This is a genomic window from Salicola sp. AFF1 (genome assembly GCF_056783195.1).
This window is the reverse complement of the sequence record NZ_JBXAYL010000004.1, coordinates 16422-28836: the sequence shown is the minus strand read 5'-3', so window position 1 is coordinate 28836 and position 12415 is coordinate 16422. Positions and strand designations below refer to the sequence as shown.

The following is a 12415-nucleotide window of genomic DNA, read 5'->3' as shown; positions in this document are numbered from 1 at the left end:
TGGTTCAACCATAAAACAGCAACGGTACCAATGCCACAACCGTCAGGGTCAGCCCCATCACCATCAACGGGAGAATCAGGCGCTGGAAACGCCGGTAGAGATTGGGTGCCTCGGGCTCTGGCACAAGCGCCTCCTTGACCCCGACCACCTGGCGGGTCAGCAGGTGATTGAGCGCCACTGGTGGCGTAAGGTAGCCCAGTTCAAAGGCCACAATGGTCATGACCCAGAAGTGCAGCGGATCCACCCCCAGCCCGATCGCGGGCTGGGCAATGGTGGCGGAGACCAGAACCACCGCCGCGAAGGGGTCCATGAACATGCCGATGACCGTCAGCAGCACCATCAGCGCCAGTACCACCAGCAACACCGAATCCGCCTCTGCCGGGAAGAAGCTGGCAATCACGTGGGAACGCTCCAGCACACCACCAACCGTCATGGACAGGCCAATCAGCGTCAGCAGCGCGCCCACGTGCACGGCGGATTCACCGGCGCCGATGGCAATGCGCCGCCCCGCCCCCATTACACGACTCTGGGGCCCGTTATAGTCCAGGACCACCAGCGCCATCATGATGATCGGTAGTATGGTGGGCGCCGAGAATTCATTGAACGCCATGCCCAGCACCAGCTGGAACAGGCCCACAATGACGGCAATCAGGATGACATCCGGGATCAATGCCCGCAGCGCCTTCAGCGATTGCTTCATGGCCAACCGCGGATGACTCACGCGTGGCCGCCATTCCTTTTCGCTGCGCGTTACGATCAGTGTGAAGATGATGGCGGACAGCAGAAAAACCCAGAATCCCCATCCGAAGAGTTCACCCGTGGTCACTTCCTTGTTCAGCGCGGCTACGACCACGATGAGAAGGCAGGGATTAAGCACCACACCCAGACTGCCGGACATCGCCGTGGTAGCCAGGGACAGCTGGCGCCCGGCCCCGGCACGCCGCAACTCGTCATAGATCGTTCCCCCCACCGCCAGGATGAAGATGCCGGAGGCGCCGGTGAACGCTGTCGGAAACGCCGTCACAAAGATGACCAGTGAGGCCAGCGTGGCCGGCGGGAGCTGCCAGGGCTGAACCACTGCCAACAACCGGTCCGGGATGGTGGTCTGCTTGAGCATCATCCCGACGAACACATAGAGCCCAATGTTGACGAACAGTGAGGAATGCTTCGTCAATTGGTTCAGGTAGACCCCGAGACCAGCGGTATCCCAGTTACCACCATTGGCGAAGTAGAGGTAGCCCAGTACCCCCATCCAGCAATACAACGGAATCGCCAGGGGGGATGCCAGGGTCATTTTTCCCCGTGGCAGCTCGGTGGGCATGCTGACAAGCCGCACCAGATTGATGCCAGCCAGGATGGTGAACAGTGCCATCCAGGCTTTCTGGAGCGCCTGGAGCCGCCCCGTGTCCGGGGTATCCATCAGGTTCCCTAGATGGTTATAGAGCGAGAACACCATCAGCAGGTTGACCACCATCTGGCCGCCTTCGGCCAGCCGCCAGTCCACCCGGGTGATGGGCGGGCGGATACTGATATGGTGATTGGAAAAGGCCGCGGTAGCGGCGCCGAAGCCAAGCAGCGCTATGAAGAGATAGGTGGACAATGAGCGGTTGTCCGTCAGCCACTCCGCCATCCCCCGCTCCACGGTCTTATAGGCCATCAATACCGGCGTAATGCGCTCTTGCATGGCGTGGTACTGCTCATGACGCTGCTGACAGCGCGCCACGTTCTTTTCGATGGAACGCCGCAGCTGCTCTTTGCTGGGACCGCCGCCGCCCAGTCCGAAGGGATCGTCTTCCTGCTTCGAAAGCTCCTCCTGCACCCGCCGACCAATGTCGACGTCGGTTTCACAGCTGGGCGCCTCCGCCCCCGGATCCAGCGAATAATACCCCGGCCAGATCTGTTCACCGAGCGCCAGCATGCGCGTGTGCATGGAGCCCCCCAGCCCCATCAGCAGCAACGCGAGCAATAGCAGAAGCACAAGCGCGCCGTGCAGCCGACGCGCATGGGCAGGAGCACGGGCACTGCCCCAGGAGGAAGATGGTTCCGACATGACGACCTCTCTACGTCAGGAACAATGGGCGTTATTCACGGTCCGGTGCTGTACACTCGGAGGCTTCCGGATCGATCCGGCAGCGCACCTGGCGCAAAAGGGTCAGCATTTGCCCGTTGTAAACCTGCTCCACCTTCTCTCCATCGGCGGTAACACCATCCCGGAGTTCAATACGGTTCTGGCGGAACATCTCCTGATAGTCCTCAATGTCGCTGTCCGGGATCTCAATCCAGGTGTCATCCGGGATGTCCGCCTCGTAGTCCTCAACTTTGGCAATGGCATCATCAAAATGGTTGAAGGCCACTTCGCGGGACGTCCGGGCCTGCTCCTCGGTCAACGCATCATCCCTTACGACAATCTGCATCGTCAGCTGCCCGAGGGGATAATCCACCACACCCCCTTCATCACCAATGCCGCGATACAGCTCCAGTGCCTCATACGCCCAGCCCGGGGCATAGGCGGCATCCACTGACCGGTTATTGAACTTACCCCCAAAATCGGTGATCTCAGACGGTTCAACACTCGCATTGACGTAATTGACCATGTGCACCGCATCCGGATGATGATTCAGGGTCGCGATGCGCTTGCCGGCCAGCTCCTCCACCGTGTCCATGTCCCTGTCGGTCACGAACAGATAGGCGGCCCCCGCAGGGAAAATGCCAGCAATCTCATAGTCACCTTCTTTCATGTACTTGCTGGCCTTGGGTTTATTGATCGCCGCCAGCACCATCTCCAGGTGCTTGTAAGAAGGAATCGCCCCAACGGCACTGAGCGTGCCGGTAAACTCGTTGTACCGCCGAATCCGGAGGTCCGTTGCGGCCAGGGCATCACAGTCGCCCGCTGAGAACGCGGACATGGCGACTCCCTCATCGGTATAGGGCTCCAGGTTGAACTTGACCCCCTTTTCACGCATGTCGATCGCATAGTTCTCCACCAGTGCGTACTGGTCGCCACTGGCCCCGATCAGGTCGAACACGCACATGTCTACTGTCTTTTCCTGCGCCTGGGCCAAAGGGGCCAGCCCAAGGCAGAGCACTGCTGTGAGATTGCGGAGTCGCATGGACCTCTCCTGTTTACTGTTGTTGTTCATCAATCCATAGTCCGGGCGCCGTCACAACAGCCCCTTGGTATCAATGCGTTCACTCTCGTCCGTCCGGGTTCCAGTCTCCCCAAACCGGTTTTTCGGAGTCCGGTAGCCGTGTTCGCGGGTCCAGAATCGATCCGATACAGCCCGGGCAATGCGCATTGCAACGTGGTCCGCCAGTTGATAGCGCTCCCAGACCTCAAAGTCATCGGACGTCTCGTCCAGATAGGCAAGCACCTCGGACAGGGTGTCATCACGGCCGACGTTCTCGGCCATCATCAACTCCAGGGCCGCCGGGATGCGGAGTCCTTTCTCAACACCAAGCCGGCGATTGCGAGCCAGTACCTCCCAGGTTCCAGCACTGACTTCCTCCGGCTTCAGGTCCGGCAGCAAGACCCAGATCGTGGCCCTCAAACCCTCTGGAATGCCGGCCCACTCGCTGTTGCTCACGCAATAGGTGGAACGCTCGACCTGGGCCGCCAGCCTGCGGGAGACATCGGCGCGGCCCCGCGCCTTGCCATCGTCCAGCACCGCCTGGGCCCCGGCGAGCAGCCCCACCAGGAAGGTGATCTCATCCTGGTCGGAATGCAGCTCCGGACACGCCGCATCCGGTGTCGGTTCATAGTTGAACGCCGTCAGCATGCGGTTGAAGGCCCGTTCGCGCCGCTCCGCGGTAGTGCCATACCGGCGCTGCATCGCTTCACGGGCATCACGCAATTCCTTGGTGTTGCCCTGGTAGTCCGCCCTCAGGTAACGCAGCTCCTGTTCAAAGGCCTCCTGCTCCATGCAGATGCCCGCCAATACCGACAGCAGCGTCCCGGTCTTGGCGGGCTCCCGGGTAACGCGGGAGAAGGAATAAAGCAGAGGATCAACGGACTCCCCGAGTGAACAGGCCTTGCCCACATCACTCATCGCCAGCACATACGGCGTATTCTCAGCCTCGGCATAACCGGTCATCACATCACCGGTTATCTTGTGAAGGGGGTTAACGGAACACCCGGCCAGCACCATCAAGGCGACAAGCACACCAGTGATGCGGGTCAGGGAGATGCCGTTATAGGTTTTGTTCGGCATGGCCAGTCTCCATCTGTCCTGCGGCCGCCCTGCAAGCGGGTATTTCCTTTGGGGGTTCGCCTCCGGTGCAAACGGTGCGTGAACCGTGTCACGGGGTTGACGAACGTCAAGGTCCGACAATGAAACGGCAGTCGAGAGATGGATGCAAGCCTGCAGGCTGGCCGAAATGTCGGGGATGTGACGTCGTTACAGCGAGTGACCCTGTGTAACAAGGCTTTAGCCGGAACACACAAAGTGGCCGGCAATGCCAATCGTCGGGTAGCGAGGATCAGGGCGACGGGATCTTCAGCATCGTCATCACATGACCGGCCAGATCCTCAATGGTCATGTCGCCGTCCGGACGATACCAGGTGATGGTCCAGCTCAGGGCACCGGTGAGAAAACGCCGCAGGATGAACGGATCCGCTTCCAGCAACCGCTCGGCCCGGGCCTTCTCCAGCGTTTCCAGCCATAATCCCTCATAAACCTCACGAAGCTTCAGGATATCCGCCTGACTGGCCTCGGACAGACTCCGCCACTCGTAGACCAGTACCGCCATGGCCTCGCCGGTGTCACCGTTAATCGACTCCAGCTCACACTGCACCAGCGCCCGCAGCGCCGAGCGGGTATCCGGCGCCGCGTCCCGGCGCTCGCGCATGCGCGCTGTATTCACCAGGATCGCCTCCGTCATCACGCCTTTCAGGATCTCCTCCTTGGTCCGGAAGTGATGGAAGATGCTGCCTGACTGGATCCCCACCGCCGCAGCCAGATCCCGCACCGTAGTGCGCTCATAGCCCTTGTCCCGGAACAGGTGGGCAGCCTGGCGCAGGAGGCGGCCCCTGGGGGATTCGGGATCCGTGAAGCTGGGTGCGGAATCAGTCGTTTGGGTTAACAAGTCGAGGATCTCCAGGAAATAAGGCCCTAAAACCAGGCCGATTCTAGCAGTTGAAGGCCGCCATGAGCTGCGAGGCGCCGGATCCTCATTCTAGCACCGTTTACAAACCAAGCGCTTGCTAGGTATATTCAATTCAAACGATACCCGTACAAAGGACAACCGCCATGAATGCCCCCCAGTCCCTGCGCATCGGCTGCGCCGCCGCCTTCTGGGGCGACACCCAGACCGCCGCGCGGCAGCTCGTGGAAAAGGGCAACCTGGATTACCTGGTCTTTGACTACCTGGCCGAAATCACCATGTCCATCATGGCCGGCCAGAAACTCAAGGACCCCTCGCAGGGCTACGCCCGTGATTTTGTGGACACCGTCATGGGCCCACTGCTCGGAGAGATCAGCAACCAGGGCCTCAAGGTCATCAGCAACGCTGGCGGGGTAAACCCAGTCGCCTGCCGGGACGCCCTTCAGGCCCTGGTGGACGAACAGGGACTGGCGCTGACCATTGCCCTGGTCCACGGCGACGACCTCATGCCGCAAAAGAGTCAGCTCTCAAAGAGCGGCATCACCGAGATCGATACAGGCGCCCCCCTACCGGGCACGATGGTCAGTCTCAATGCCTATCTCGGGGCCCCCGGCATTGCCAGCGCGCTGGAACAGGGGGCTGACATCGTCATTACTGGACGAGTGGCGGACAGTGCCGTGGTCCTGGCGCCATTGATGCACGAATTCAGCTGGCGCCAGGACGACTATGACCGTTTAGCCCAGGGCAGCCTCGCGGGTCACCTGATCGAATGCGGCGCCCACGCCACGGGGGGCAACTTTACCGACTGGGAAACCGTCATGGACGGCTTCGACAACATGGGATTCCCCATTGCCGAGGTCCAGCCCAACGGTGAATTCACCATCACCAAGCCCCCAGGGACCGGTGGCCGGGTCAGCTTCGGCACCGTCGCGGAGCAGCTCGTCTACGAGATCGACGACCCTCAGGCCTACCACCTGCCAGACGTCGCCTGCGATTTCAGCCAAGTATGTCTGGAAGAAACCGGCCAGGACCAGGTCCGGGTCACCGGTGCCCACGGCCTGCCGCCGACCGACACCTACAAAGTCGCCGGCACCTGGCCCGATGGGCACAAATGCACCGTCACCTTCCTGTTGGCGGGAATGGAGGCGAGGCGCAAGGCTGACGCCGTGGCCAACGCCATACTGCGCAAGTCCGAACGGCTCATCCAGGACCACGGCCATGCCCCCTACACCGACACCAGCGTGGAACTGCTCGGCACCGAAAGCACCTATGGCCCCCACGGCCGTCACGGCGATACCCGTGAGGTTGTGATCAAGATCAGCGCCACCCACCCGGACAAGAAAGCCCTGGTGACCTTCTCCTGTGAAATTGCGCAGGCCGCCACCGGCATGGCACCAGGGCTGACCGGCATCGTCGGCGGCCGCCCCACGGTCTGGCCCAAGATCCGGCTGTATTCATGCCTCGTGCCCAAGGCGATGGTTTCCGTTTCCGTGGACCTGGGCGGTGACGTCTCCAGCGTGGCGGTACCGACGGAAGGTGGCTATGCCGGCACGAACAAGCCAGCAGAAGCGCCAATTCCCAGGACAACCGGTCAGGCGGATACCGACGTACGGCTGGTCGACCTGGCCTGGGCCCGCAGTGGTGACAAGGGCGATCACTGCAACATCGGCGTGGTGGCCCGGCGCGCGGATTACCTGCCCTGGATCGCGGCTGCGCTGACGCCAGAGCGGGTGGCTGAATGGATGGGGCATACACTGGATCCGGAGAAAAGCGAAGTACTTCGTTGGTATATGCCCGGAATTAACGGGTTGAACTTGCTGCTGAAGCACAGCCTCGGTGGTGGCGGCGTTGCCAGCCTGCGGATTGATCCACAGGGGAAGGCGTTTGCCCAGCAGTTGCTGGAGATTCCAGTGGCGGTGCCTTCGGGTTTGTTGCAGTGATCCTAGGCATGCTGGCTGGTTCTGGGCGCCACAGTGGGGAGTGCTTCCGGGAGGCGCGGCGGAACGAAAGGTTAGCGCTACCCAAACATTCTGAAGCCCCGATGTGGGGGATCCCTTTTCAGGAGGCTCGGCGGCAGGACGCCGCCGCGCCAGCGCCCATGGGTTCGCGCGAATAAGCGCGAACGGGCATACAGGATGTATGCCCTGGACCTGCAAGCGGAGCATGGAAGCGTAGCTTGCAGGGGTTCACAGCGGTCCTGAAAAGGGATCCCCCACAGCGGGGCCTGCGAAAAACAACCAAGCTTGGGACGAGGACTCCAATACCCAATGAGCTACCAATCAATCTTCAAAGACGACCTGTTCAGAAACCAGACCATCATCGTCACCGGCGGCGGCTCCGGCATTGGCCGCTGCACCGCCCATGAACTGGCCGCCCTGGGCGCCAACGTCATCCTCATCGGCCGCAAGCTCGAAAAGGTCCAGGTCGTCGCCGATGAAATCAGCGAAGACGGCGGCACCGCCCACCCTTACTCCTGCGACATCCGCGACGAGGACGCCGTTAAACCCGTCGTCCAGACCATCATCAGTGAGCACGGCCCCATCCACGGCCTCGTCAACAACGCCGGCGGCCAGTTCCCCTCGCCGCTGGCCGGCATCAACCAGAAAGGCTGGGAAACCGTCGTGCGCACCAACCTCACCGGCGGCTTCCTCGTCTCCCGTGAGGTCTACAACCAGAGCATGACACAAACCGGCGGCGCCATCGTGAACATCGTCGCCGACATGTGGGGCGGCATGCCCGGCATGGGCCACTCCGGGGCCGCGCGGGCCGGGATGGTGAATTTTACCCAGACCGCCGCCGTGGAATGGGGCGCCTCCGGCGTGCGGGTCAACGCCGTGGCCCCCGGCTGGATCGCCTCCAGCGGCATGGACAGCTACCCGGACAGCATGAAGTCCTGGATCCGGGGACTGCGTGATGCCGTGCCCTGCAAGCGCATCGGCACCGAAGCCGAGGTCAGCAGCGCCATCTGCTTCCTGCTCTCCCCCGGCTCACGCTTCATATCCGGCGACACACTGCGCATCGACGGCGGCGCCTCCCAGGGCGGCAGCGTCTGGCCGCTGCCGAAGGCCAAGAACAACCAAGCCTTCAACGGCTTCCACCGGGCGGTCACGCCCCGGGTACTCCAGGATGACGAGGACTGAACGCCATGCAGGTGATTGAATCCACCATCGATCCCAACAGCCCGGAGTTCGCGGAGAACGCCGAAGCGATGCAGGCGGAGATCGAGACGTTTCGCGGTGTCGAGCGGCTGGTGCGCGACAAGGCGGAAGAGGCCCGCGACAAGTTCAACCAGAAGAACAAGCTCCTGCCGCGGGACCGCATCGGCCTGCTGCTGGATCGTGGCAGCCCCTTCCTGGAGATCTGCCCGCTGGCCGGCTACAAGATGCACGACGACAAGGACGGCTCCATGGCCGGCGGCGGCATGATCTGTGGCATCGGCACCGTCGGCGGCGCCCGCGTAATGGTCTCCGCCAGCAACAGCGCCATCAAGGGCGGCACCATCACTCCGGCCGGGCTCGACAAGACCCTGCGCGCTCAGGAAATCGCCATGGAAAACAACCTCCCGGTGATTTCGCTGTCCGAAAGCGGTGGCGCCAACCTCAACTACGCGACGGACATCTTCGTTCCCGGCGCCCGGGGCTTCGCCAACCAGGCCCGCATGTCCGCCGCCGGCATCCCCCAGATCACGGTCGTCCACGGCAACGCCACCGCCGGCGGCGCCTACCAGCCCGGCCTGTCGGACTACGTGGTGGTGGTGCGCGGCCAGTCCAAGATGTTCCTGGCCGGCCCGCCCCTGCTCAAGGCCGCCACCGGCGAAATCGCCACCGATGAGGAACTGGGCGGTGCCGAAATGCACAGCGAGGTGGCGGGGACGGCTGAATACCTGGCAGAAAACGACGCCGACGGCGTGCGCCAGGCCCGCGAGATCATGGCCTCGCTGGACTGGAACAAGTCCACGCCGGCACGGGCAAACCGCGACTGGGAGGAGCCGCTCTACAGCCCGGACGAACTCCCCGGCGTCATCCCCGCTGACAGCCGCAAGCCCTACGACGTGCGCGAAATCCTCGCCCGCATCGCCGACGGCTCGCGCTTCCTGGACTTCAAGAACGACTTCGACAGCCAGACCGTCTGCGGCTGGATCGAGCTCTATGGCCGCACCCTCGGCATCATCGGCAACAACGGCCCCATCACCCCGCGCGGCGCGGCCAAGGCCGCCCAGTTCATCCAACTCTGCGACCAGTCCGGCACGCCGCTTCTGTTCCTGCACAACACCACCGGCTTCATGGTCGGCACCGACTCGGAACAGAACGGCATCATCAAGCACGGCTCCAAGATGATCCAGGCCGTCACCAACGCCCGCGTCCCGCGCATCGCGGTCGTGGTCGGCGGCTCCTACGGCGCCGGCAACTACGCCATGTGCGGCCGGGGCCTTGATCCCCGCTTCATCTTCGCCTGGCCCAACAGCCGCACCGCCGTCATGGGCGGCGCCCAGGCAGGCAAGGTCATGCGCATTGTGGCCGAGGAAAAACAACGCAAGAACGGCCTCGAGCCCGACCCGCAGCAACTGGATGTCCTGGAGCAATCCACGGCCAAGAAACTCAACGACGGCTCCCATTCCCTCTTCGGCACCGCCCGACTCTGGGATGACGGGCTGATTGATCCTCGGGACACACGTCGCGTTGTGGGGGAGGCGCTGGCGATCTGTGCTGAAGGGGATGCTCGGCGTTTGCAATCCAACAGCTTCGGGATTGCTCGATTATGAGCAGGGCATCGGGCCTTGGGGCTCTGGGGACGGTGACCCTTGCAGGGACCGCTGTGAACCCATCCATGGGCGCTGGCGCGATGACATCCTGTCATCGAGCCTCCCTGCAAGGGTCACCGTCCCCAGAGCCAAAGCAGAATCAGGGCTCGGAGTGGGCATCAAAGAAGAAGTTCGAAGCCCTAGAGTTCGAAATCGAGACAGCCGGATTTACCCGGAAGTTCGAGAGGCCCGGGAATAAAGAATGCTGTCAGTATCACCGGCGCAACCCGGAAAGTTATAAGGCGCCGGAGTGGGGCTGTTTTCAGGGAGGCTCGGCGGCAGGAAGCCGCCGCGCCAGCGCCCATGGATGGGTTCACAGCGGTCCCTGAAAACAGCCCCACTTCGGCGCCCGGCACAAAACAACCAGTCTAGAGACAGAGGCCAGAACCCAATGCAATTCACCGAAGAACACCAGGCCCTAAGAAAAACCGTCCGCGATTTCGTCGAAAAAGAAATCAACCCCAATTGCGATGAATGGGAACGCGACGGCCGCTACCCCATCCACGAAGTCTTCAAAAAACTCGGGGACCTCGGCCTCCTCGGCATCCAGAAACCCGAGGAATTCGGCGGCATGGGCCTGGATTACAGCTACAACCTCGTCGCCGCCGAAGAATTCGGCATCGCCAATGCCGGCGGCGTTCCGCTGTCCATTGGCGTCCAGACGGACATGTGCACCCCGGCCCTGGCACGATTCGGTTCCCACGAGCAGAAGGAAGAATTCCTGCGCCCCGCCATAACCGGCGAGAAAGTCGGCTGCATCGGCGTCAGTGAAGTGGGCGCCGGATCGGACGTGGCCGGGCTCAAGACCAACGCCAAGTCCGACGGCGACGACTACATCATCAACGGCCACAAAATGTGGATCACCAACGCGCCGAGCGCCGACTTCATCTGCCTGCTGGCCAACACCAGCGATGACAAGCCGCACAAGAACAAGAGCCTGATCATCGTCCCCATGGACACCCCCGGCATCAGTGTCGCACCCCACCTGGATAAGCTCGGCATGCGTTCCTCCGAGACCGCCCAGGTTTTCTTCGACGACGTGCGCGTTCCCAAGCGCAACCGTATCGGTGCCGAAGGCACCGGATTCATGATGCAGATGCTGCAGTTTCAGGAGGAACGACTCTGGGGGGCGGCCAATGTGATCAAGGCGCTGGAGGGTTGCGTGGACCGGACCATTGAGTACTGCCGCGAGCGCGAGACCTTCGGCCAGCCGCTGATCAACAACCAGGCCATCCACTTCCGCATGGCCGAGCTGCAGACCGAGATCGAGGCCCTGCGCGCCCTCACCTACCAGGCCTGTGAGCTGCACGTGGCCCAGAAGGATGTAACCCAGCTTGCGTCCATGGCCAAGCTGAAGGCCGGGCGCCTGGGCCGTGAGGTGACGGATGCCTGCCTGCAGTACTGGGGCGGCAACGGCTATATGTGGGACAACCCGGTATCCCGTGCCTACCGGGACGTTAGGTTGGTATCGGTAGGCGGCGGTGCGGACGAGATCATGCTCGGCATCATCTGCAAACTCATGGGCACGTTGCCCGGCAAGGACAAAGGAGGCGCGTAATGAGTGCCCTGCCCGACTGCGAGACGCTTAAGCTGGAACAGGATGGCGGCATCCTGCATATCACTCTCAACCGGCCGGACAGTCGCAATGCCATGAGTCTGGCCATGGTGCACGAGCTGCGCGCCGTCTTTTCGGCGATACGGGATGAGGCTGAGCCGCGCGCTGTGGTTCTGCGTGGCACGGGTGGCCATTTCTGTGCCGGTGGTGATGTGAAGGATATGGCCTCGGCGCGGAGCCAGAAGCCGGACGCCGGTGAGGATCCGATCTTTGAGCTGAACCGGGCTTTCGGGCGGTTACTGACCGAGGTGGAGTCGGCGCCGCAGACGACGGTGGCGGTGCTGGAAGGGGCCGTGATGGGCGGTGGTTTCGGGCTGGCCTGTGTGACGGACGTGGCCCTGTGCATGGAGGACGCGAAGTTTGGGTTGCCGGAGACGACGTTGGGGATTACGCCGGCGCAGATTGCGCCTTTTGTGGTGCGGCGGATTGGGTTGACGCGGGCTCGGCGGTTGGCTTTGACGGGGCATCGGTTTGATGGGAGTGAGGCGTTCTGGCTTGGGGTTGTGCATGACTTTGCCAAGTCCGGTGAGGAACTGGGGGCGAAGGTGGCCAAGACGCTGGAGCGGGTTCGGCATTGTGCGCCGCATGCGAGTCGCGTGACGAAGGAGTTGCTTTTGTCGGTTGAGACGGAGCCTCTGGAGTCGTTGTTGGATAGGGCGGCTCGGGATTTTGCGGCAGCGGTGCGTGGTGATGAGGGGCAGGAGGGGACTATGGCGTTTATGCAGAAGCGGAAGCCTTCGTGGGCTGAGGAGTAGGTTTGGTTTGTCTCCAGACGGCTGGTTGATTGCGGGGGCCGGTGCGGGGGAGGTCTTTCAGGGACCGCTGTGAACCCATCCCTGGGCGCTGGCGCGATGACATCCTGTCATCGAGCCTCCCTGAAAGACCTCCCCCGCACCAGC

General features: G+C 62.5%; 9 protein-coding genes. 5 read left to right on the top strand and 4 right to left on the bottom strand.

Annotated elements, in window-relative coordinates:
* Nucleotides 1-4: 4 nt before the first annotated feature.
* The 4 genes from AC1RQI_RS03675 to AC1RQI_RS03660 all read right to left on the bottom strand — a co-directional run bounded on the left by AC1RQI_RS03675 (nt 5) and on the right by AC1RQI_RS03660 (nt 5082).
* Nucleotides 5-2050, bottom strand: a complete 2046-nt coding sequence (locus AC1RQI_RS03675; protein WP_481903701.1) for a TRAP transporter large permease subunit — start codon at nt 2048-2050, stop codon at nt 5-7.
* 31 nt (nt 2051-2081) lie between these two features.
* Nucleotides 2082-3110, bottom strand: coding sequence for a putative solute-binding protein (locus AC1RQI_RS03670; protein ID WP_481903700.1), 1029 nt, complete (start codon nt 3108-3110; stop codon nt 2082-2084).
* Nucleotides 3111-3161: 51 nt separating this feature from the next.
* Entirely contained in the window at nt 3162-4208 is a 1047-nt protein-coding gene (locus tag AC1RQI_RS03665) for a hypothetical protein (RefSeq protein WP_481903699.1), read from the bottom strand.
* A gap of 268 nt (nt 4209-4476) precedes the next feature.
* A complete protein-coding gene (locus AC1RQI_RS03660; protein WP_481903698.1) occupies nt 4477-5082 on the bottom strand; it encodes a TetR/AcrR family transcriptional regulator in 606 nt (201 codons plus the stop codon).
* A gap of 164 nt (nt 5083-5246) precedes the next feature.
* On the opposite strand from AC1RQI_RS03660, the gene AC1RQI_RS03655 reads away from it, so the two are divergent.
* The 5 genes from AC1RQI_RS03655 (at nt 5247) to AC1RQI_RS03635 (ending at nt 12271) form a co-directional block, all read left to right on the top strand.
* Nucleotides 5247-7040: an acyclic terpene utilization AtuA family protein gene (locus tag AC1RQI_RS03655; RefSeq protein ID WP_481903697.1), complete on the top strand. Its 1794-nt coding sequence runs from the start codon at nt 5247-5249 to the stop codon at nt 7038-7040.
* A gap of 327 nt (nt 7041-7367) precedes the next feature.
* Complete coding sequence (locus AC1RQI_RS03650) at nt 7368-8240, top strand: SDR family oxidoreductase (RefSeq protein WP_481903696.1); 873 nt, start codon at nt 7368-7370, stop codon at nt 8238-8240.
* A gap of 5 nt (nt 8241-8245) precedes the next feature.
* Complete coding sequence (locus AC1RQI_RS03645) at nt 8246-9862, top strand: acyl-CoA carboxylase subunit beta (RefSeq protein ID WP_481903695.1); 1617 nt, start codon at nt 8246-8248, stop codon at nt 9860-9862.
* Between the two features lie 430 nt (nt 9863-10292).
* Nucleotides 10293-11459 carry a citronellyl-CoA dehydrogenase gene (gene atuD, locus AC1RQI_RS03640; protein ID WP_481903694.1) on the top strand — a complete coding sequence of 389 codons (1167 nt, stop codon included), beginning with the start codon at nt 10293-10295 and terminating at the stop codon, nt 11457-11459.
* On the top strand, nt 11459-12271 hold the full coding sequence (locus tag AC1RQI_RS03635) for an enoyl-CoA hydratase/isomerase family protein (RefSeq protein ID WP_481903693.1): 813 nt from the start codon (nt 11459-11461) through the stop codon (nt 12269-12271). Before atuD ends, AC1RQI_RS03635 begins: the two co-directional genes overlap by 1 nt.
* The last annotated feature ends 144 nt before the right edge of the window (nt 12272-12415 follow it).

Bases quoted from the DNA above. Each gene is read 5' to 3' on its own strand.
- AC1RQI_RS03635 (WP_481903693.1), top strand. From the start codon at position 11,459: ATGAGTGCCCTGCCCGACTGCGAGACGCTTAAGCTGGAACAGGATGGC.
- AC1RQI_RS03670 (WP_481903700.1), bottom strand. From the start codon at position 3,110: ATGCGACTCCGCAATCTCACAGCAGTGCTCTGCCTTGGGCTGGCCCCT.
- AC1RQI_RS03645 (WP_481903695.1), top strand. From the start codon at position 8,246: ATGCAGGTGATTGAATCCACCATCGATCCCAACAGCCCGGAGTTCGCG.
- atuD (WP_481903694.1), top strand. From the start codon at position 10,293: ATGCAATTCACCGAAGAACACCAGGCCCTAAGAAAAACCGTCCGCGAT.
- AC1RQI_RS03665 (WP_481903699.1), bottom strand. From the start codon at position 4,208: ATGCCGAACAAAACCTATAACGGCATCTCCCTGACCCGCATCACTGGT.
- AC1RQI_RS03675 (WP_481903701.1), bottom strand. From the start codon at position 2,050: ATGTCGGAACCATCTTCCTCCTGGGGCAGTGCCCGTGCTCCTGCCCAT.
- AC1RQI_RS03650 (WP_481903696.1), top strand. From the start codon at position 7,368: ATGAGCTACCAATCAATCTTCAAAGACGACCTGTTCAGAAACCAGACC.
- AC1RQI_RS03655 (WP_481903697.1), top strand. From the start codon at position 5,247: ATGAATGCCCCCCAGTCCCTGCGCATCGGCTGCGCCGCCGCCTTCTGG.